Below are 21360 nucleotides of genomic sequence, written 5' to 3' on the forward strand. Positions count from 1 at the left end.
ATCCGGGACACGGGCTGTTCTGGCGTAGGGTGGATCGCGCTCCATCGATCCACCGCCGGTGGATGTGAAAAGCGACATCCACCCTACGGGGCTGTATGTCCCGGATTGCCTCCTGGACACGGGCTGTTCTGGCGTAGGGTGGATCGCGCTCCATCGATCCACCGGCGGTGGATGTGAAAAGCGACATCCACCCTACGGGGCTGTATGTCCCGGATGGCATCCGGGACATGGGTTGTTCTGGCGTAGGGTGGATCGCGCTCCATCGATCCACCGGCGATGGATGTGAAAAAGCGACATCCACCCTACGGGGCTGTATGTCCCGGATGGCATCCGGGACATGGGTTGTTCTGGCGTAGGGTGGATCGCGCTCCATCGATCCACCGGCGATGGATGTGAAAAAGCGACATCCACCCTACGGGGCTGTATGTCCCAGATGGCATCCGGGACATGGGTTGTTCTTGCGTAGGGTGGATCGCGCTCCATCGATCCACCGGCGGTGGATGTGAAAAGCGACATCCACCCTACGGGTCATTCCGCCCATCCGGGCTTGCGTTTCTGCACGAAGGCCAGGGTGCCTTCGGCGCCTTCCGCGCCGGTCACCGCGGCGGCGAACTGACGGGCGGCGTTGTCCAGCAGCGGGCCGAGGGCTTCGCTTTCGCTGGCCAGCAGCAGCGCCTTGGTCGCGGCGTTGGCGCCGGGGGCGCAGCGGCGGACCTGCTCCAGGCTTTCCGCCAGTTGCTGGCCGAGGCGCTCGGCGCTGTCCGCGCAGGCATGCACGAGGCCCAGGCGCAATGCCTCGCGGCCGTCGAAGCGGGCGGCGGTGAGGGCCAGGCGGCGGGCCTGGGTCAGGCCGATGCGCTTGACCACGAAGGGCGCGATCTGCGCCGGCAGGATGCCGAGGCTGGTTTCCGGCAGGCCGAACTGCGCATCCGCCGCCGCCAGGGCGATGTCCGAGACGCAGGCGAGGCCGAAGCCGCCGCCGAGCACCGCGCCTTCCAGCACGGCGACCAGCACCTGCGGCTGCGCCTGGGCTTGCTCCAGCAGGCCGCCGAAGGCGCGGTTCAGCGCGGCGTAGGCATCGGCACCGGCGGCGCGGGCGCTGGCCATGTCCTTGATGTCGCCGCCGGCGCAGAAGTGCCCGCCGGCGCCGCGCAGGACGATGGCGCGCACGCCGCGGTCGTCGCGCACGGCGGCGAGCACCGCGCGCAGTTCGCCGACCATCGCCAGGCTCATGGCGTTGCGGCTGTCCGGGCGGTTGAGGGTGACGTGCAGCACGCCGCCGTCACGTTCCAGCAGCAGGGTTTCGCAGTTCGGCAATTGGTTCATGCCGGGTTCCTCGTCGATTCGGTGTCGGCCGGTGTTCTGTAGGAGCGAGCTTGCTCGCGAACGGAGTTTCACTTGGCACCGAGGTGTCATGCGGTTCGCGAGCAAGCTCGCTCCTACAAAAGCGGCATCAGCCCTTCTTCTTGCCCGGCAGGGTGCCCATCAGCTTGCAGATGATGCCGAGCATGATCTCGTCCGCGCCGCCGCCGATGGAGACCAGCCGGGTGTCGCGGTAGGCGCGAGCGATCGGGTTTTCCCACATGAAGCCCTGGCCGCCCCAGTACTGCAGGCAGGCGTCGGTGACCTCGCGGGCCAGGCGGCCGACCTTGAGCTTGGCCATGGAGGCGAGGCGGGTGACGTCCTTGCCGCCGACGTAGAGCTCGGTGGCCTGGTAGGTGAGGGCGCGCAGGCACTCGATCTCGGTCATCAGCTCGGCCATGCGGAAGTGGATGACCTGGTTGTCGATCAGCGCCTGGCCGAAGGTCCTGCGCTCCTTGCAGTAGTCGATGGTGGCGTTGACGCAGTACTCCAGGCCCTTGATCCCGCTGGCGGCGCCGAACAGGCGCTCCTCCTGGAACTGCAGCATCTGCATCATGAAGCCCGAACCCTCGGCGCCGATGCGGTTGCGCTGCGGCACGCGGACGTCGTCGAAGAACACCTGGGCGGTCTCCGAGCTGCGCATGCCGAGCTTGTCCAGGTGCGGACTGACGCTGATGCCCTTGGTCTTCATCGGCACCATGATCAGCGACTTGTTGACATGGGGCTTGTCGTCGGAGGTGTTGGCCAGCAGGCAGATGAAGTCGGCGGACGGCGAGTTGGTGATCCACATCTTGCTGCCGTTGATGACGTAGTCGTCGCCATCCTTGCGCGCGGTGGTCTTCAGCCCGGCCACGTCGGAGCCGGCGCCCACTTCGGAGACGCCGATGCAGCCGACCATCTCGCCGCTGATCGCCGGGCGCAGGAATTCCTCGCGCAGCGCGTCGGAGCCGAAGCGCGCCAGGGCCGGGGTGCACATGTCGGTCTGCACGCCCAGGGCCATCGGCACGCCGCCGCAATGGATGGTGCCGAACTCCTCGGCGGCGACCACCGAGTAGCTGTAGTCCAGGCCCATGCCGCCGAATTTCTCCGGCTTGGAGATGCCCAGCAGGCCCAGCGCGCCGGCCTTTCTGAACACTTCATGGATCGGGAAACGCCCGGCCTTTTCCCACTCGTCGACGTAGGGGTTTATCTCCTTTTCGACGAAGTTGCGCACGGTGCGGCGGAGTTCTTCGTGTTCCTGGGTGAAGATCATCGTTGTTGTCCTCCTGAGCCTGGATGTCGTGTGGGCGCGTCAGAAGCGCGCCACGCCGAAACTGTTGTTCTTCAGCGGCCGCACGGCCGCCTCCGCGCAGATGTCCAGCAGGTAGCCGAGCAGCGCGCGGGTGTCGCGCGGGTCGATCAGCCCGTCGTCCCACAGGTTCGCCGTGCCGTAGAGCGCGGTGGACTGGGCGTCGAGCTTCTGCGCGGTCATCTGTTCGAGCATGTCGAGCATCTTCGGGTCGGGCTCCTTGCCCTCCTTGGCGTGCTTCTCCTCGGTGACGATGCGCAGCACCTTGCCGGCCTGGGAGCCGCCCATCACCGCGGTGCGGCTGTTGGGCCAGGCGAAGATGAAGCGTGGGTCCAGCCCGCGGCCGCACATGGCGTAGTTGCCGGCGCCGTAGGAGCCGCCGACGACCAGGGTGAGCTTGGGCACCGTGGCGTTGGCCACCGCCTGGATCATCTTCGAGCCGTGCTTGATCACGCCCAGGCGCTCGGACTCGGTGCCGACCATGAAGCCGGTGGTGTTGTGCAGGAACAGGATCGGCGTGTTGCTCTGCTCGCAGAGCTGGATGAACTGCGCCGCCTTGGCCGCGCCCTGCGGGGTGATCGGGCCGTTGTTGCCGATCAGGCCGCAGGCGTGGCCTTCGATGTGCAGGTGGCCGCAGACGGTCTGGCTGTCGAACGCCTGCTTGAAGTCGAGGAAGCGCGAGCCGTCGGCGATGCGCGCGACGATCTCGCGCACGTCGTAGGGCTTCTTCGCATCCGCCGGGACCACGCCGAGCAGTTCCTCGGCCGGGTACAGCGGCGCGTCCCAGGTTTTCGCCGGGCGCGCCGGCAGCTGGGCGTTCCACGGCAGCGCGGCGAGGATTTCGCGGGCCAGGCGCACGCCGTCGGCGTCGTTCTCCGCCAGGTACTCGGCGGTGCCGGCGACCTGGGCGTGCAGCTCGGCGCCGCCCAGGTCCTCATCCGTGGCGATCTCGCCGGTGGCGGCCTTGAGCAGCGGCGGGCCGGCGAGGAACATCTTGGCCTTGCCGCGCACCACCACCACGTAGTCCGACAGCCCGGGCTGGTAGGCGCCGCCGGCGGTGGACGAGCCGTGCACCACGGTGACCTGCGGAATGCCCGCCGCCGACATGCGCGCCTGGTTGGCGAAGCCGCGCGCGCCCTCGACGAAGATTTCCGCCGCGTAGTTCAGGTTGGCGCCGCCGCTCTCGGTCAGCGCCACCACCGGCAGCTTGTTCTCGAAGGCGATCTGCTGCAGGCGCAGGGTCTTCTTCAGCCCGGTGGGGGAAATGGTGCCGCCCTTGATCGCGCTGTTGCTGGCGGTGACCAGGCAGCGCACCCCGGCGATGTAGCCGATGCCGGAGATGATGCCGCCGCCGGCCTGGGTGCCGTCCTTGTCGTCGTGCAGCTTGTAGCCGGCCAGCGAGGCGATTTCGAGGAACGGCGCGCCGGCGTCGAGCAGCAGGTTCAGGCGCTCGCGCGGCAGCAGCTGGCCGCGCTTGTCGAACTTGTGCTTGGCCTCGGCGGCCTTGTCCAGCACCTTCTGTTCGACCTCGCGGAAGCTCGCCACGGCGGCCAGCATGGCCTCGCGGTTGCGGGCGAAGTCTTCGCCCTGCGCGTCGATTTCCGAGACGATTACGGGCATCGCTTACTCCTGATCCTTCAGCACATCGGGCAGGTAGGCGCGGTGGAAGCCGTTGTACGAACGACTCTGCCCCGGCTTGGCCTTGGCCAGCGGGAAGGCGCGGCTGCCCTGGCTGGCGGCGCCGTCGATGCGCACTGTGTTGCCGCTGATGAAGGCGGCGCCGGGGGAGAGCAGGAAGACGATGGCGGCGGCCACTTCCGACTCGGTGCCGATGCGCTTGAGCGGCACGTGCTCGCGCAGGGTCGGGATCACCGCCTTGAACGCGCCTTCGTAGGTGTCCATGCCGCTGGAGGCGATCCAGCCCGGCGCCACCGCGTTGACCCGCACCCCGGCGTGGCCCCATTCGATGGCGGCGGTCTTGGTGAAGTTCTCCATGCCCGCGCGGGCGGCGCCGGAATGGCCCATGCCGGGCATGCCGCCCCACATGTCGGCGAGCATGTTGACGATGCTGCCGCCGGTCTTGCTCAGGCTCTGGTTGAACACTTCGCGGGCCATCAGGAAACCGCCCACCAGGTTGGTGCGCACCACCGCCTCGAAGCCCTTGAGGTTGATCGAGGCCAGCGGCGCCGGGTACTGGCCGCCGGCGTTGTTGACCAGGTGATGGATCGGCCCGCGCTCGGCGATGACCTGCGCCACCAGTGCCTTCACCGCCTCCTCGTCGCGGATGTCGCAGCTGTGCCAGCTGGCGCTGCCGCCGTCCTCGACGATCTCGCCGGCGGTCTTCTCCAGCTTCTCGGCCTTGCGCCCGACCAGCACCACGTGGGCGCCGAGGGCCGCCAGCTCATGGGCGGTGCAGCGGCCGATGCCGCTGCCGCCGCCGGTGACGAGGATGGTCTGGCCGGCGAACAGGCCGGGTCTGAAGATCGAGTCGTATGCCATTTGTTGTTTTCGTCCTGCTCAATCGTTCGTCGTGCGTTCTTTTCGTAGGAGCGAGCTTGCTCGCGAACAGGCTCCGCCGCGGGGCCGGGGTTCGCGAGCAAGGGCTGGGCGCCCCCCTCGGTCCTACGAAGAGCTCAATTCATCGGCGATGTGCTGCGGCACCGCCACCGGGAATTCCAGCAACTGCTGGGCGAAGGCCTTGCCCTGCGGGTCGATGCGCAGGCTGGCGACGCCGCCGCCGCCCAGGGCGTTCTCCAGCAGGAAGTTCAGGCTGTGGCTGCCCGGCAGGTGCCAGCGGCTGACGCGGCCGACCTGCGGGTCGAGCACGTGGTCCATCCACTCGGCCACCGCGCCTTCGCTCAGCGCCTCGGCGATCCACGGCAGGTACTCGGGCCTGCGCGCCATGACGCCGATGTTGCTGTGGTTGCCCTTGTCGCCGGAGCGCGCCACCGCCAGCTTCACCAGCGGCACGCTGGCCTGGGCCGGGCCTTTCGCCGTGGCCACCGGGACGTCGTCGCCGAGCACCGTCGGGTCGAAGCGATCGACCGTCGGCAGGGCGACCGGCTGGCGCTGGCCGTCGATCTCCACGGCCAGTTCGCAGGCGTCCTTGTCGATCAGGAAGGAGAACAGGCGGATCACCGGGTACACGGTCGGGCGGCCGCCGACGATGCCGGTCAGCCCCGGCGCCATGCCGGTGGCGGCCTGGGCGATCTCGCGGGAGAACAGCACCAGCGCCTCCTTGCGGCTGTGGCGCACGGCGAGCTTCACCACGATCTCGCGGCTGTCCGCGCGGCGCCCGTGCGGGCCGTAGGTGGCCTCGCTGCCGAGCAGCTCGACGCTGACCTCGCGGTACGGGCCCCAGCCGCGTTCCATGAGGATTTCCTCGGTCTTGAAGAGGATCGCCTGGCTGACCCGCTCGGCCTTCTTCACCGCGTCGATGCCGGCGATCAGGCAGCTGGCGGTGCAGCGGAAGCCGTCCGGGTAGGTGGCGCTGACCTTGTACTGCCCGGTCGGCGGCAGGCCGCGCGCGCCGCTGACGGACACGCGGTTGTCGCCCACCTGGGCGAGCTTCACCTGGGTGAAATTGCAGACCACGTCGGGCAGCAGATAGGCGCGCGGGTCGCCGATCTCGTAGAGCATCTGCTCGCCCACCGATAGCGGCGAGACCAGCCCGCCGGTGCCCTGCGGCTTGGTCACCACGAACTCGCCGCCGGCCTGCACCTCGACGATGGGGAAGCCGATGTGCTCGTAGTCCGGCACGCTTTCCCAGTCGGTGAAGTTGCCGCCGGTGCACTGCGCGCCGCATTCGATGATGTGCCCGGCCAGCGCGGCCTGGGCCAGCTTGTCGTAGTCGTTCCAGGCCCAGCCGAATTCATGGACCAGGGCGGCGCTGACCACCGCGCTGTCCACCACGCGGCCGGTGATGACGATGTCGGCGCCGGCCTTCAGCGCCTCGACGATGCCCGGCGCGCCGAGGTAGGCGTTGACCGACACGCACATCGCGGGGAGCGGGGCGTCGCTGAACATCTCGCGGATGCCGGCCCTGGCCAGTTCGCCCAGGCGCGGCTGCAGGTTGTCGCCGTGGACGATGGCGATCTTCAGCGCCACCCCGGCCTTCTCGCAGGCGGCGGCCAGGGCGCTGGCGCAGGCCTGCGGGTTGACCCCGCCGGCGTTGCTGATCACGCGCACCCGCCTGGCCGCGATATCGCCCAGCAGCGGTGTCATCACTTCGACGAAGTCGGTGGCGTAGCCTGCCTCGGGGTTCTTCAGGCGCGCGCCGGCCATGATCGACAGGGTGATCTCGGCCAGGTAGTCGAACACCAGGTAGTCCAGCTCCGCGCCGCGCACCAGCTGGGCGGCGGCGGTGGAGGTGTCGCCCCAGAAGGCGGAGGCGCAGCCGATACGTACGGTTCTGGTCATTGTTCTGCCCGTGACGTGGGTGGTGGAACGACATTACCAAGCAAGCGCTTGGTTGAAAAGAGCCGATTCGACGAGCACCCCAACCATTGGATGGCCAAGCGCTTGCTTGGTAGGCTTCGCGGGCTTACATTTCGTCAGACAACACAAGCACTTGCGCGGCGTTTCGATGAATCGCCGTGAACAGACGAGCCAGATGAGGGGAGAGCAGCGTGGATGACCGCAAAGCCCGCGAAGTGATGCTGGAGCTGGTCGGGAGCGGGCAGATCACCGACCCGGAGAGCGCCCGCGGCAAGCTGCTGCAGACCGCCGCGCACCTGTTCCGCGCCAAGGGCTACGAACGCACCACGGTGCGCGACCTGGCCGGCGCGGTGGGCATCCAGTCCGGCAGCATCTTCCATCACTTCAAGAGCAAGGACGAAATCCTGCGCTCGGTGATGGAGGAAACCATCCTCTACAACACCGCCCTGATGCGCGCCGCCCTGGCCGACGCCACCACCCTGCGCGAGCGGCTGCTGGCGCTGATCCGCTGCGAGCTGCAGTCGATCACCGGCGGCACCGGCGAGGCGATGGCGGTGCTGGTCTACGAATGGCGCTCGCTGTCGGAAGAGGGCCAGGCCTACATCCTCAGCCTGCGCGACATCTACGAACAGATGTGGCTGGAAGTGCTGGAAGAGGCGCGCGCGGCGGGCTACACCCGGGGCGACCCGTTCATCCTGCGGCGCTTCCTTACCGGTGCGCTGTCCTGGTCCATCACCTGGTTCCGCCCCGAGGGCAGCATGACCCTCGACGAGCTGGCGGAGCAGGCGCTGCTGCTGGTCATGCGCGAGTAACGCTCTTCGTAGGAGCGGAGCTTCTCCGCGATGCTCTTGGTTTTTGTTTGGGTGTTTCTGCGCCGCTTCGGTGTGTGCTGGGGCTTCTTGTTTCGCCCCCTCGGGCGACCTCCTTTGGCAAGCGCCCCAAAGGAGGCAAAGGTCTGTGCCCCATCATCCGGGTCCCGCTTCGCGGGACTCCCCTCGCTCCATCGAAGTTTCAGGGGCCCGCGTTGACGGGCCATCCCTGGCCCGACAACGCTCTCGCGGCATCCATGCCGCTCGACCCCTGAAACTCCGATTCCACTCGGCCTCCTGAAGGGGCGCTCCGGTGCGCGCGGATATTCCTCTGGAAGCCGCTTTTGCTTTTGGCTCTTTGTAGGAGCGAGCTTGCTCGCGAACCCGCTTGACGCCGGCCTTGCCGGCGGATCGCGGACGAAGTCCGCTCCTACGGTGGGATCGACTTTCGTAGGCGCGGATTTATCCGCGATTGTCTACAACCCTGCTGCGGGGGTTGGTTCGCGAGTTGGGTAGGATGGGTGGAGCGAAGCGATACCCATGCCGTCGGCGTGTGGGTGTGATGGGTTTCGCTTCGCTCTACGCCATCCTGCGAAAAGCAGGATGACGCGGCGGGATCAGATAATCCGCAACGGATAGCTGAACAGCAGCAGGTGCAGGCTGTTCACCGCCGCGTGCAGCAGCACCGCCACCAGCAGGCGGCCGCTGAAGTGGAAGGCCAGGCCGTAGCCCAGCCCGGCGATGCCCGCGACCACCGCGAACAGCGGATTGATCGGCCAGTGCACCAGGCCGAACAGCAGGCTCGACGCGGCCACCCCGAAGAACGCGCCGAGGCGCCGTACCAGTTCGCTCTGCAGCAGGCCGCGGAAGAAGGCTTCCTCGGTCAGCGAGATCACGCAGACATTGACCAGCATCCACAGCCAGAAGCCCGGCGGCCATTTCGGGTTCCACACCACCAGCCCGCCGGCCACGGCCAGCAGCGGTACGGCGAAGAGGGTGGTGACGATGGCGATGGCGGCGAAGTCCGGCGAGCGCTTCCCGTCCGGCTGCGGGGGGCGGCGCAGCCACCAGGCGAGCAGGGTGACGCCGACCAGGGCCTTGTCCCAGGACAGGCGCAGGGCGTAGACGGGCGCGTCGGGACTGAGCTGGCGCACCGGCCAGAGCGTCCACGAGAGGTTGCCGGGCAGCAGGTGCGCGGCGAGGGCGATGCTGGCCGCCACGCACGCCAGCCACCACAGCAGACGCGGCAGGTAACGCTCGGCGTAGAGGGTCCAGGCGACGTAGACGGCGCCGATCAGCAACCCCGCCGGCTGGATGTAGCCCAGCGCGAATCCGCAGAGCAACAGCAGAACTGGCAGCAGCGGCAGGAGTTTCCTGAGCATTCTTTCCTCCATCCAGGGAGGCGCAGTCTAGGCAATTTCCACTACGGCCTGCCATCTCTGACATCGGTTTTTAGCCGGTCATTCAGTCACTTGCAGTGCTTCAGCGCTTGTCTTCGGCGTCCTTGGCGTCCATTTCGGCATTGCGTTCATGGATGCGGCGCAGCTGTTCCTCGCTGAGCGGGAGCTTCTTCGCCGTCTCGCGCAGCATCATCAGCGCCCCGACGATCGAGCCCAGGGCGAGGGCAATGATCAACCAGGCATACCAGGGCATGGTCCCGTCTCCGACAGTGGCAGTTGCCCTTAACGATACGCCGGTTGTCGGGCGCGCGGCAGTTCTCGCACATCGCTGTCGTGCTTCAGGCCGCCCGCGGAAAGGCGCAACGCCGGTTGTGGAATGGCGATGCCTGTTACGGGGAAATGACAGGCCCATGAAGTTTCCTGGCCGCGCGACGACTGTCACAGGATGGCAATCTGCCGTTGCTCTACTGCTGGCCATTCCTGCGACCGGAGATTCGCCAATGACCACCCGCGCCCTGCATGAGCTGCTGCGTCAGGTAGCGCCATTGGCCCCGGAACTGAGCGTCAACGACGTCGCCGACCGCTTCCTGGTGGCCGAGCACCGCGCCTTTCTCTCGCTGCCGGTGGTGGATGCCGCCGGCATGCCGCAGGGGCTGGTCAGCCGCTACGGCCTGCAGGACATCTTCATGCAGCGCTTCGGCCGCGACCTCTGGGGCCGCCGCCAGGTCCGCGACGTGATGAACCCCGCGCCGATCAGGGTACGCTCCGACCTCAGCCTGGAAGCCGCCGCCCAGCAGGTCACCGCGCAGCTGAGCTACCCGATCACCGAGGACTTCCTCCTGGTGGACGAGCAGGGCCGCTACCTCGGCCTCGGCACCGTGCTCGACCTGCTGAAGGCCATGGAGCAGCGCGTCGGCCAGCGCAACCGCGTGCTGCACAGGGCTCTGCAGGACCTGCGCGAATCCCAGGCACAGCTGGTGCAGTCGGAGAAGATGGCCTCCCTCGGCCAGATGGTCGCCGGCGTCGCCCACGAGCTGAACACCCCGCTGGGCTACGTGAAGAACAACGTCGCGCTGCTGCGCGAACTGCTGATCCCGCTGCTCGACTTGGCCGAGACCCAGGCCCTGCTCAACGAGTGCCTGGACGACCCGGCCTGCGACCCCGAGTACCTGGCCCGCGCCCGCGCCGCGTTCGAGCAGGCCCGCGAAGCCGCCGCGCTGGAGCAACTGGTGGGCGACCTCGACCAGCTGTTCGGCGACACCGATTTCGGCCTCGCGCAGATCGGCGAGCTGGTCGGCGGGCTGAAGGACTTCGCCCGCCTGGACCGCGCCCGCAATGAGGACGTCGACCTCAACGACTGTGTGCGCAGCGCGCTGCTGATCGCCCGCAACAGCATCAAGGACAAGGCCGAAGTGGCGACCCAACTGGGCGAGCTGCCGAAGGTCGCCTGCGCCGCCAGCCAGATCAACCAGGTGCTGCTCAATCTGCTGACCAACGCCGCCCAGGCCATGGAGCGGTTCGGCCTGATCCAGGTGAAATCCTGGGCCGACGATACGCACGTGCACCTCTCGGTGCAGGACAACGGCAAAGGCATGAACGAGGAGGTGCGCACGCGCATCTTCGATCCCTTCTTCACCACCAAGCCGGTGGGGCAGGGCACGGGCCTGGGCCTGTCGATCAGCTACAAGATCGTGCAGGAGCATGGCGGCCGCATCCGCGTGGCGTCCGAACCCGGACGCGGCACGCGATTCCTCATCAGCCTGCCGCTCGCGCAGGACAGCGAATTGAAACGGAGCGCCTGAACATGAGCCAGCAGCCTGTCCGCATCCTCTTCGTCGACGACGAGGAGCGCATCCTGCGCAGCCTCGCGATGCAGTTCCGCCGCCATTACCAGGTGCTGGTGGAGACCGACCCGCGCCAGGCCCTGCAACGCCTGCGCGAGGAGCGCGTGGACATCCTGGTCAGCGACCAGCGCATGCCGCAGATGACCGGCGCCGAGCTGCTCGCCCAGGCGCGGGAGCTGGCCCCGGACACCCTGCGCATCCTCCTCACCGGCTACTCCGACCTGGATGCGGCGGTGGACGCGCTCAACAGCGGCGGCATCTTCCGCTACCTGACCAAGCCCTGGGACCCGCAGGAAATGGCCTTCACCCTGCGCCAGGCGGCGGAGATCGCCCAGCGCCAGGCGCCGCCGGCGGTCGACCCGCAAGCCATCAGCCGGCTGGTCGCGCCGCTCAACGTGCTGCTGCTGGACGACGACCCGGAAACCCGGGCCTGCGTCGGCGAGTTCTGCGCCGCCGGCAACCACCGCCTGCACAGCGCGCGCAACCTGGCCGAGGCGATCCTGCGGCTGAACAGCGAGCCGATCGACGTGCTGGTCAGCGACCTCAAGCTCGCCGGCGAGGACACCGCGCCGCTGCTCAAGTCCCTGGCCCAGGCCCATCCGCGCCTGCTCAGCATCGTCGTCACGCCGTTCCGCGATACCCAGGACCTGCTGGCGCTGATCAACCAGGCGCAGATCTTCCGCTACCTGCCCAAGCCGATCCGCCGCGGCCTGTTCGAAAAGGGCCTGAAGGCCGCCGCCGAACAGGCGCTGCTGTGGCGCGCGCAGCCCGAGCAGAAGGTCGCGCGCATCGCCGAGGTGCCGCGCGAGGAGCGCGAGCGGGAGAAGGTCGGCAGCCTGCTGGGCATGCTCGGGCGCCTGCGCGAGCGCCTCAGCGCCTGAGGCGACGGCGCATTCCTGCCGGGCGGGCTACGGAAGTCGGCGCGTTTCTGCGACAATGCGCGCCGATTTTTTCGAACCCCGCGAGAGAGCCCATGTCCGCCTGCCAGTCCCCGATCATCGTCGCCCTGGATTTCCCCACCCGCGAAGCCGCGCTGGCGTTGGCCGACCAGCTCGATCCGAAACTGTGCCGGGTGAAGGTGGGCAAGGAACTGTTCACCAGCTGCGCCGCCGGTATCGTCGAGACCCTGAACAGCCGCGGCTTCGAAGTCTTCCTCGACCTGAAATTCCACGACATCCCCAACACCACCGCGATGGCCGTGAAGGCCGCCGCCGAGATGGGCGTGTGGATGGTCAACGTGCACTGCTCCGGCGGCCTGCGCATGATGGCGGCCTGCCGCGAGACCCTGGACGCCTTCAACGGCCCGAAGCCGCTGCTGATCGGCGTGACCGTGCTGACCAGCATGGAGCGTGAGGACCTGGCCGGCATCGGCCTCGACGTCGAGCCGCAGGAGCAGGTGCTGCGGCTTGCCAGTCTCGCCCAAAGGGCGGGTATGGACGGCCTGGTCTGCTCCGCCCAGGAAGCCCCGGCGCTGAAGGCCGCGCACCCGTCGCTGCAACTGGTCACCCCCGGCATCCGCCCGGCCGGCAGCGCCCAGGACGACCAGCGCCGCATCCTCACCCCGCGCCAGGCGCTGGACAACGGCTCCGACTACCTGGTGATCGGCCGCCCGATCAGCCAGGCCGCCGACCCGGGCAAGGCCCTGCGCGACATCGTCGCCAGCCTGGCCTGAGGCTCTTCGCCGGATATGACGAAGCCCGCTCGATGCGGGCTTTGTCGTTCTTGCACCGCGCGCTACAGCGCCGAACTCGCCAGTATCCGTAGGAGCGGAGCTTCTCCGCGAATATCGGCGCGCGCGGAACGTTTCGCGGACAAGGTCCGCTCCTACGAGATCAAAAGCCCCTGCCCTGGACGGACCTCCAGATTGCTGCTGGAGCGCCAGCCTCGGCGGAAGCACGCGCTGGGTCACAGGAATTCCGACGAAATGTGTCCGGAGCTATGACGCTTGGCGCGGGGCCAGTAGGATCGGAGTTTTCCTCGGACTAGGGGGCGGGATGCGCGCCAAGCTGGAGAATTGCCTGAAGGCGGTGGACCACGTTCTGCTCGGCAAGGAGGTCCAGGTGCGCCTGGCCCTGACCTGTCTGCTGGCGCGCGGCCACCTGCTCATCGAAGACCTGCCCGGCATGGGCAAGACCACCCTCAGCCACGCCCTGGCGCGGGTGCTGGGGTTGAGCTTCCAGCGCATCCAGTTCACCTCCGACCTGCTGCCCGGCGACGTGCTGGGCACCTCGGTGTTCGACCGGGACACCGGGCAGTTCGTCTTCCATCCGGGGCCGATCTTCGCCGAGCTGGTGCTGGCCGACGAGATCAACCGCGCCACCCCCAAGAGCCAGAGCGCGCTGCTGGAGGCGATGGAGGAGGGGCAGGTGACCATCGAGGGCGCGACCCGCCCGCTGCCCGAGCCGTTCTTCGTCATCGCCACGCAGAACCCGGTGACCCAGGGCGGCACCTTCGCCCTGCCCGAATCCCAGCTCGACCGCTTCCTCATGCGCCTGTCGCTGGGCTACCCCGGCCGCGCGGCGGAGAAGGCGCTGCTGCTGGGCGAGGCGCGCCGCGACCTGCTGCCGCGGCTGGAGCCGATGCTCGACCCGAAGGAGCTGCTGGCGCTGCAGGGCGAGGTGCTGGCGGTGCGCGCCAGCGATGCGCTGGTGGATTACGTGCTGCGCCTGGTCGAGGCCACCCGCAGCCAGCCGGCGTTCGCCCTCGGCCTGTCGCCGCGCGGCAGCCTCGGGCTGCTCGCCGCCGCGCGCGCCTGGGCGCTGCTCGCCGGGCGCGATTACGCGATCCCCGAGGATGTGCAGGCGGTGCTGCCGGCGGTGGCCGGCCACCGCCTGCGCGACCAGGCCGACCCCACCGGGCACGGCGGCGGCGCGCTGGTGCAGTGGCTGCTGCGCGAAGTGCCGGCGCTCTGAGGGCCCGCCATGCTGGTCAGGGTCAGGCCGCTGTGGCAGAGCTGGATCGCCCGGCGGATTCCGCCGTCGCCGTCGCTGCAGCTCAACCAGCGGCGCATCTTCATCATTCCCACCCGCCAGGGCGCGGCGTTCGGCGTCGCGCTGACGCTGCTGCTGCTGACGGCGATCAACTACCAGAACAGCCTGGCCTACGGCCTGACCTTCCTGCTGCTGTCGCTGTTCATCGTCGCCATCCTGCACACCTACCGGAACCTCGGCGGCCTGCGCCTGACCGCGCTGGGCGCGACGCCGGTGTTCGTCGGCGAGCAGGTGGGCTTTCGCGTGCGGCTGGATGCGGAAGGCCACGCGCGCCAGGCCATCGGCATCGGCTGGACGGCGGAGCAGCTGCACTTCGCCGACGTGCCGGCCGACGGCGCCGCCGAACTGCGCCTGGATGAGCCCGCGCAGCGGCGCGGCTGGCTGCGTCCCGGCCGCCTGCGGGTGGAAAGCCGCTTCCCGCTCGGCCTGCTGGTGGCCTGGAGCTGGCTCGACCTGGACCAGGCCGGGCTGGTCTACCCGCATCCCCTCGCCAGCGACCTGCCGCTGGAGAGCGGCGCGGCGGCTGCCGAGGAGGAGGGCGTGCGGCCCAGCGGCCAGGGCGTCGACGACTTCCAGGGACTGCGCCCCTATCAGCCCGGCGACTCGCGCCGGCGCCTGCACTGGAAAGCCTATTCCCGGGGCCAGGGGCTGCTGGTGAAGGATTTCTCCGCGCTGGCCGGACGCAATCTCTGGCTGGACTTCAGCCTGCTCGGCGGCGATCTCGAAGGGCGCCTGTCGCGCCTGTGCTACTGGGTGCTGCAGCTGTCGCTGCGCCAGCAGCCGTTCGGCCTGCGCCTGCCGGGCGTGCAGCTGCCGGTGGCCAGCGGCGATGCCCATCGCGAGGCCTGCCTGCGCGCGCTCGCCCTGTTCGGTGAGCGCGCATGAACACCGCGCAGTCCATCCCGCGGGTGGCGCTGACCTGGCTGCTGGTGGCCCAGGCGGTGGTGATCCTCCCGCACTTGCAACACCTGCCGTTGTGGATCGTCGGCCTCTGGCTGGGCTGCGCATTCTGGCGCATCCAGGTGTTCCGCATGCGCGCCAACTACCCCAGCGGCCTGGCCAAGCTGGCGCTGGTCGGCGCCGCCGGGCTCGGCGTCTGGTACTCGCGCGGCTCGCTGGTCGGCCTGGATGCCGGCGTGGTGCTGCTGATCGCCGCCTTCGTCATCAAGCTGGTGGAGCTCAAGACCCGGCGCGACGCCTGGGTGCTGATCCTGCTCGGGTTCTTCGCGGTGGTGACCAGCTACCTGTTCCAGGACGACATCCTCGCCGCCGCCTTCAGCCTGCTGCCGGTGACGGCGCTGCTGGCGGCGCTGATCGGCCTGCAGCAGAGCAGCTTCGGTGCGCGCCCCGGCTCGACCCTGCGCCTGGCCGCCGGCCTGCTGCTGCAGGCGCTGCCGCTGATGCTGCTGCTGTTCGTGCTGTTCCCGCGCATGGGGCCGCTGTGGTCGCTGCCGATGCCGGGCGGCAAGGCCACCACGGGCCTGAGCGACTCGATGATGCCGGGCGACATGGTGGAACTCAGCCAGTCCAGCGCGCTGGCCTTCCGCGTCCGCTTCGACGGGCCGACGCCGCCGCGCCCGCAGCTGTACTGGCGCGCGCTGACCCTGGAGAACTTCGACGGCGAGCGCTGGACCCAGGCCGTGCAGCGCCGCGATGCGCCGCCGCCGCAGTGGCAGCGGCGCGGCACGGCGCTGGAATACCAGGTGGTCATGGAGCCGAGCGACCACCCGTGGCTGTTCGTGCTCGACGTGGCGCAGGACGGCCTCAACGATGCCCGGCTGATGGGCGACTTCCGCCTGGAGCGCCGCGCCCGGGTACGCCAGAGCCTGCTGTACGAGGCGATGTCCTGGCCGGACGCCCTGCTCGAACCAGGCGACGACCGCCGCGCCCGCCGCCTCGACCTGAACCTGCCGGCCGCCGGCAACCCGCGCGCGCGGGCCTGGGCGCTGGAGCTGCGCGAGCGCTATTCGCAGCCTGACGCGCTGGTGCAGGCGATGCTGCGGCACTTCCGCGAACAACCCTTCGCCTACACGCTCAAGCCGCCGGGGACGGGGGCCGAGCGCATCGACGGCTTCCTCTTCGATACCCGCGCCGGCTTCTGCGAGCACTACGCCGGCGCCATGACCTTCGTCCTGCGCGCGGCGGGGATTCCCGCGCGGGTGGTGACCGGCTACCAGGGCGGCGAGCTGAACCCCGCCGGCAACTACCTGCTGGTGCACCAGTTCGACGCCCATGCCTGGGTGGAGTACTGGCAGGCGGACCGCGGCTGGACGCGGGTCGACCCGACCGGCGCGGTATCGCCCGCGCGCATCGAGCTGGGCCTGGAGCAGGCGATGAGCGGCGAGGGCAGTTTCCTCGCCGGCGATCCGTTCTCGCCCCTGCGCTACCGGGGCTTCGGCCTGCTCAACGACCTGCGCCTGGCCTGGGATCAGGTCAACTACGGCTGGCAGCGCTGGGTGCTGGGCTACCAGGGCGACCAGCAGGGCGAGCTGATCCGCCGCTGGTTCGGCTCCGTCGACAGTCCCTGGATCGCGCTGCTCACGGCGGGCGGTGGGGCGCTGCTGCTCGGCGCGCTGGCGGCGTGGCTGTTCAAGCCCTGGCGGCGCCGGCGGGATGCGCAGCTGCGCAGTTTCGAGCGCTTCGAGCACCTGCTGATGCCCCACGGGCTGCGGCGCGGAGCCGGCGAGGGGCACCGCGATTTCAGCCACCGCGCCATGCGCGCCCTGCCGGCGCAGGCCGAGGCGATCCGCGCCTACAGCGAGGCGTTCGAGGCGCAGCGCTATGCCGGTGTCGCGGCCGATCTCCCGGCGCTGCGCGCGCATCTGGCGCGGCTGCGGCGTGAGTTGCCGTGGCGCTGGCGGCGCCGCTGAGGCATGACCGCGGTCACTTGCCGGCGGCGGTGCGCCAACTAACCTGATAACTCATCCCCCTGCGCGGAGCCTGCCGTGTCCACCTTCAGCGATTACCTGGTGAGCCATCTGATCGAGCAGGAGGTCGCGCTGTTCTCCGCCTCTGCCCGCCTGAGCGCCGGCTCCGATCCCGAGGCCCTGCACGATCTGCGCATCGCCGTGCGCCGCCTGCGCAGCCTGCTGCACGCGGTGCGCGGGATGCCGGGCATCGATGAGCTGGAGGAGTCGCTGGGCGAGGTGGGCCGGCTGAGCGGGCCGCTGCGCGACCTGGAGGTGCTGCTGCCGGTGCTGCAGGCCGAGGGGCACGCACAGGCCGTGGCGCTGCGCCGTCCGGCGCTGCTGTCGGGCTACATCGTGCTGCTCGCCAGCCCGCAGTGGGATCGCCTGCTGATGCGCCTGGACGGCTGGCCGCAGCTGTGGCGCACGGCGCAGCGCCACGGCGTGCTGGGCGGCCTGCACGACAAGGTGCGCAAGCGCCTGGCGAAGGAGTGGCGGAAGCTGCTGCTGGCGCTCAAGGACCCCGCGCACGACCGTCACCGCCTGCGCCTGCTGATCAAGCGCGTGCGTTATTCGCTGGAGGCCTACCCCGCGGAGTCGGCGGTGCCGCAGCGCCTGCTCGCCCCGCTGAAGGACGCCCAGTCGGCCCTGGGCGAGTGGCACGATTACGAGCAGTGGCTGATCCGCAGCGAGCGCGAGTTGGACCTGATGCCGCTGCAGCCGCACTGGAACGCCCGCCACGATCTCGCCGAGCGCGATGCCGACGAGAGCCTGGACGCCCTGCAGAAGGCCCTGGGCCGGCACCTCTAGGGCGCCGATCCGATAGAGGGCGTTGATGGCGCGCCATTTCCCGCGCGGCGAACAGCGCTTTGGATGGTGTGCCGGCGCCGGCCGCCGGCCTAAGATCGCTGCCTGATCCCACACTGGAAGCGATCCATGACTTTCACCGAAATGCTTCAGGCGGTGCGCGCCGCGCCGCGTTCCGTGGTCATCCCGACGACCTGGGCGCAGGGCCGGGCTAGCTTCGGCGGGCTGGTGGCCGCCGCGGCCTACGAGGCGATGCGCGCGGTGACCCTGGAGGGGCGCCCGGTGCGCTCGCTGGCGATCACCTTCGTCGGCCCGGTCGAGGTGGAAACGCCGGTGAGCTTCGAGGCCGAAGCCCTGCGCGAGGGCAAGTCGGTGAGCCAGGTGTTCTGCCGCGCGGTGCAGAACGGCCAGGTGGTGGCGCTGGTGCAGGGCAGCTTCGGCGAGTCGCGCAGCTCCAGCGTCGCGGTGGAGAACCTGCCCCCGCCCGGCTTCCAGGCGCCCGAGCAGTGCCAGGAGCTGCCGTTCATCCGCAAGCTGATGCCGGCCTTCACCCAGCACATCGCCATGCGCTGGGCGCGCGGGCACATGCCGTTCTCTTCCAGCCGCGAGGTCGAGATGGGCGGCTGGATGCGTTTTCGCGGGGACGGCACGGGCGACGCCGCGCTGGAGGTTTCGCACCTGCTGGCGCTGATCGACGCCTGGCCGCCGGCGACCCTGCCGCACCTGAAGAGCCCGGCGCCGTCCAGTTCGCTGACCTGGACCATCGAGTTCATCCAGCCGCAGCCGCGGATGCCCGTCGATGGCTGGTGCCAGTACCGGGCGACCATCGAGCACGCGCGTGACGGCTACGGCCACATCGCCGCGCACTGCTGGGCGCCGGACGGCCGCCTGCTGGCGATCAGCCGGCAGACAGCGACCATCTTCGGCTAGCCCGGCGCCCGCTCGGTGCGGTTGCGCCCGCCGGCCTTGGCCCGGTAGAGGGCGCGGTCGGCGCGGGCCAGCAGGTCTTCCAGGCGCACTTCGCCGGGCAGGCGCTCGGCCACGCCGATGCTCAGGGTGAGGCGCAGGCGGCTACCATCCTCGCAGGTGAAGGACAGCGCCTGCACGGCATTGCGCAGCCGCTCGGCGAGCTGCAATGCCTGCTGCGGATCGGTTTCCGGAAGGATCGCGGCGAACTCCTCGCCGCCCAGCCGGCCGAGCAGGTCCACCTCGCGCAGGCCGTGGGCGAGCTCCCCGGCCACGGCCTTGAGCACCGCGTCGCCGAAGGCGTGGCCGTGGTTGTCGTTGATCCGCTTGAAATGATCGATGTCGAGCATCAGCGCCGAGCACTGGCGCTGGTAGCGCTGGGCGCCCTTGAGCAGGGCGACGCCGCGTTTGACGAAGGCGTGGCGGTTCTGCAGGCCGGTCAGCGGGTCGGTGCTGGCGAGCAGGCGCAGCTCCTGCTCCATCGCCTTGCGCTGCTGGATGTCGAAGCTCCACACCAGCGAGGCGCTCTGCCCGCCGATGTCCAGCTGGCGCGCCCAGATCACCGCCCAGTAGGGCGGGTTGCCGGCCAGCCGGGTTTCCCAGCCGTCCAGCTGGCCTGTTTCGCCCAGCGCCTGGCGGAAGCGGCTCTCTTCGTCGGGGTCGTCGAACAGGCGGGCGAGGTCGAAGCTCTGGTCGTCCGCGCCGGTGCGTTGCAGCAGGCGCGGGCTGACGTAGTAGGCGTGGCTGTCGTGGTCGTTGAGCAGCGCCACGTCGCTGGGGCTGGTGTCGAGGATGTAGCGCAGCAGCGCCTTGCCGTCCCTGAGTTCCCGGGTGCGTTGCTCCACGCGTCTTTCCAGGGACTGGTTGAGTTCGTTCAGGCGCTGGCCGAGCCGCCGCCTGCGCCGCGAGTTGGCGAGCACCCGCAGGATCAGCAGCACGCAGCACAGGCCCAGGCCGGCGAGCACCCAGGTGAGCAGGATGAAGGCGCGCTGCAGGTCCTGGCGCTCGTCGTCGAGCTGGTTGGTCAGGGCGATGTTGGTGGCGACGATGATGTCGTGGGTCGGTTCGAGCTGCGCCGGCAGCCGGTCCAGCATTTCCCGGGCGATCGTCCGCGCCGCCGCCGGCTGGCCCCAGGGAGCGCGCCGGGCCCAGTCCGTGCTGAGCGCTTCCAGTTGCGCCAGCGTTTCGCCGATCTCCGCGCGCGGTTCGGCGAGGTGGCGGAACACCGTGGTGGTGCGCAGCGGCGCCAGCAGGCTGACCATTACTTCGATGCGGATGGCCAGGGCATCGCTGTCGGCGCGCTCGTCGAGCACGGCCCGGGCGGTGTCCAGCGAGCGTTCCAGCTCGGCGTGCAGCTGGTAGGCCTGCCACAGTTCGCTGTGCGCGTTGGGATGCGCCAGCTTGCGGGCATGCAGATTGACCTGCAGCAGGGCCACGCAGGCGCCGAGGGTGAGCGCTGCGATCAGGCCGCAGAGAATGACGAAGGTCAGGCGGCGCGGACGCTGCGCGGGAGTCTGAGGGGGCAAGGCGATCACTCCAGGGTAATGCGGCTGACCTGCCAGACGGTCCGGTTGAAGTACAGCTGGGTGCGCAGCTCGGGATGGAGCACCAGCGGATAGATGATGAACAGCGGTCCGCGCTCGCTGATGCCGATGTAATGGCCATCGCGGCGATAGGCGAGGATCGGCTCGTAGGCGCTCAGGTCGCTCAGCGGGATCAGCTCGGAGTAGTCGTTCAGGGCGTCGACGCGCAGGCGTTTCGATTCGCCCGGCCGCGCCTCATCGAACAGCAGGCTCAGCGGCACGCCCTGCCATTGGGAGATGCGGCTCTCCTCCGGGAGCATGGCGGCGTAGGTGCGCTGGGGCAGGCGCTCCAGCGCCTGGATGGACAGGCGCCGGATCGCCTCGGGCTGGCCGGCGATCTCCAGCGTGAGGACGTTGCGTTCGGTGGGCTGGGTAACGGACGGGTTCGCCGACACCTGGCTGCCAATAATCAGGCAGGCCAGAACGCCAATAAAATGACTGAAAACCGACATCTGGACAGCTCGTGACGTAATTTCGTCGATTATATCGGCGAATACCCGTCTGACTTGAATGGCCGAAATGCCATACCTGCTGTCATCGCTTGCGATTTCTCCAGGCGCGCCACCAGGCGCCACTGAGCACGAAGCGGGGGAAGGTGACGAATTGCTCGGCGAGCAGCCGGCCGATGGCGTCCTTGCGGCCGCTGAAGGGTTCCGGCGGCTGTTCTTCCAGGCGGTGGCCGCGGCCCTGGATCGCCAGCGAGGCGACGATGCCGATCACGCCCAGGGCGACGCTGCTCAGGTGCAGCTGGATCAGTCCGCTGACCAGGATCACGGCGGCGAGGATGAACAGCGGCACGGCGATGATGTGCAGCGCCAGGTTGGTGGGATTGCGGTGGTTGGCGGCGTAACCCCGCCATTGCCAGGCGAGCAGGTTGGGATGACGTTTGGCCATGGACACTCTCCGTGCGGAAACCGGCCCGCCGCGAAGGCGGGCGCTGTATCTGCAAGTCTAGGTCGTGCCCGGAA

At 69.2% G+C, this 21360-nt stretch carries 19 protein-coding genes; 9 read left to right on the plus strand and 10 right to left on the minus strand.

Annotation, left to right across the window (positions count from 1 at the left end; translation table 11 throughout):
- Positions 1–528: 528 nt before the first annotated feature.
- From atuE to AC3B6A_RS09655, 5 genes are all read right to left on the minus strand, one after another.
- Positions 529–1326, minus strand: coding sequence for an isohexenylglutaconyl-CoA hydratase (atuE, locus tag AC3B6A_RS09635; protein ID WP_488402310.1), 798 nt, complete (start codon positions 1324–1326; stop codon positions 529–531).
- 127 nt (positions 1327–1453) lie between these two features.
- Positions 1454–2614: a citronellyl-CoA dehydrogenase gene (gene atuD, locus AC3B6A_RS09640; RefSeq protein WP_488402312.1), complete on the minus strand. Its 1161-nt coding sequence runs from the start codon at positions 2612–2614 to the stop codon at positions 1454–1456.
- A gap of 39 nt (positions 2615–2653) precedes the next feature.
- Complete coding sequence (gene atuC, locus AC3B6A_RS09645; protein ID WP_488402314.1) at positions 2654–4270, minus strand: geranyl-CoA carboxylase subunit beta; 1617 nt, start codon at positions 4268–4270, stop codon at positions 2654–2656.
- A gap of 3 nt (positions 4271–4273) precedes the next feature.
- Positions 4274–5149 carry an SDR family oxidoreductase gene (locus AC3B6A_RS09650; protein WP_488402316.1) on the minus strand — a complete coding sequence of 292 codons (876 nt, stop codon included), beginning with the start codon at positions 5147–5149 and terminating at the stop codon, positions 4274–4276.
- Between the two features lie 123 nt (positions 5150–5272).
- On the minus strand, positions 5273–7069 hold the full coding sequence (locus AC3B6A_RS09655) for an acyclic terpene utilization AtuA family protein (protein WP_488402317.1): 1797 nt from the start codon (positions 7067–7069) through the stop codon (positions 5273–5275).
- Positions 7070–7278: 209 nt separating this feature from the next.
- Between AC3B6A_RS09655 and AC3B6A_RS09660 the strand changes: the two genes are divergently transcribed.
- Positions 7279–7899, plus strand: a complete 621-nt coding sequence (locus tag AC3B6A_RS09660; protein WP_488402318.1) for a TetR/AcrR family transcriptional regulator — start codon at positions 7279–7281, stop codon at positions 7897–7899.
- A 614-nt stretch (positions 7900–8513) separates the two neighbouring features.
- Here AC3B6A_RS09660 and AC3B6A_RS09665 read toward each other — a convergent pair.
- A complete protein-coding gene (locus AC3B6A_RS09665) occupies positions 8514–9278 on the minus strand; it encodes a CPBP family intramembrane glutamic endopeptidase (protein WP_488402320.1) in 765 nt (254 codons plus the stop codon).
- Positions 9279–9378: 100 nt separating this feature from the next.
- Complete coding sequence (locus AC3B6A_RS09670) at positions 9379–9549, minus strand: DUF2897 family protein (protein ID WP_488402322.1); 171 nt, start codon at positions 9547–9549, stop codon at positions 9379–9381.
- 433 nt (positions 9550–9982) lie between these two features.
- On the opposite strand from AC3B6A_RS09670, the gene AC3B6A_RS09675 reads away from it, so the two are divergent.
- The 8 genes from AC3B6A_RS09675 to AC3B6A_RS09710 all read left to right on the plus strand — a co-directional run bounded on the left by AC3B6A_RS09675 (position 9983) and on the right by AC3B6A_RS09710 (position 18773).
- Complete coding sequence (locus AC3B6A_RS09675; RefSeq protein WP_488403556.1) at positions 9983–11098, plus strand: sensor histidine kinase; 1116 nt, start codon at positions 9983–9985, stop codon at positions 11096–11098.
- A 2-nt stretch (positions 11099–11100) separates the two neighbouring features.
- Positions 11101–12021: a response regulator gene (locus AC3B6A_RS09680; protein ID WP_488402324.1), complete on the plus strand. Its 921-nt coding sequence runs from the start codon at positions 11101–11103 to the stop codon at positions 12019–12021.
- 92 nt (positions 12022–12113) lie between these two features.
- Entirely contained in the window at positions 12114–12812 is a 699-nt protein-coding gene (pyrF, locus tag AC3B6A_RS09685; protein ID WP_488402326.1) for an orotidine-5'-phosphate decarboxylase, read from the plus strand.
- A gap of 322 nt (positions 12813–13134) precedes the next feature.
- Positions 13135–14052 (plus strand): AAA family ATPase, encoded by a 918-nt coding sequence (locus AC3B6A_RS09690; protein ID WP_488402328.1) that lies wholly within the window; start codon positions 13135–13137, stop codon positions 14050–14052.
- 9 nt (positions 14053–14061) lie between these two features.
- Positions 14062–15015, plus strand: a complete 954-nt coding sequence (locus AC3B6A_RS09695) for a DUF58 domain-containing protein (RefSeq protein WP_488402330.1) — start codon at positions 14062–14064, stop codon at positions 15013–15015.
- Entirely contained in the window at positions 15012–17000 is a 1989-nt protein-coding gene (locus tag AC3B6A_RS09700; RefSeq protein WP_488402332.1) for a transglutaminase TgpA family protein, read from the plus strand. Before AC3B6A_RS09695 ends, AC3B6A_RS09700 begins: the two co-directional genes overlap by 4 nt.
- A gap of 75 nt (positions 17001–17075) precedes the next feature.
- Positions 17076–17846, plus strand: coding sequence for a CHAD domain-containing protein (locus AC3B6A_RS09705; RefSeq protein ID WP_488402334.1), 771 nt, complete (start codon positions 17076–17078; stop codon positions 17844–17846).
- Between the two features lie 126 nt (positions 17847–17972).
- Positions 17973–18773 (plus strand): acyl-CoA thioesterase, encoded by an 801-nt coding sequence (locus tag AC3B6A_RS09710; protein ID WP_488402336.1) that lies wholly within the window; start codon positions 17973–17975, stop codon positions 18771–18773.
- Here AC3B6A_RS09710 and AC3B6A_RS09715 read toward each other — a convergent pair.
- The 3 genes from AC3B6A_RS09715 to AC3B6A_RS09725 all read right to left on the minus strand — a co-directional run bounded on the left by AC3B6A_RS09715 (position 18770) and on the right by AC3B6A_RS09725 (position 21286).
- Complete coding sequence (locus AC3B6A_RS09715; protein ID WP_488403557.1) at positions 18770–20341, minus strand: GGDEF domain-containing protein; 1572 nt, start codon at positions 20339–20341, stop codon at positions 18770–18772. The two genes, AC3B6A_RS09710 and AC3B6A_RS09715, sit on opposite strands and share 4 nt — an antisense overlap.
- Complete coding sequence (locus AC3B6A_RS09720; protein WP_488402337.1) at positions 20341–20844, minus strand: putative pterin-binding protein; 504 nt, start codon at positions 20842–20844, stop codon at positions 20341–20343. The genes AC3B6A_RS09715 and AC3B6A_RS09720 overlap by 1 nt, the downstream gene beginning before the upstream one ends.
- A gap of 82 nt (positions 20845–20926) precedes the next feature.
- Positions 20927–21286, minus strand: a complete 360-nt coding sequence (locus AC3B6A_RS09725) for an Mpo1-like protein (RefSeq protein ID WP_488402339.1) — start codon at positions 21284–21286, stop codon at positions 20927–20929.
- Positions 21287–21360: the final 74 nt, after the last annotated feature.

The sequence above is a fragment of the Pseudomonas sp. B12(2026) genome, from assembly GCF_057767015.1.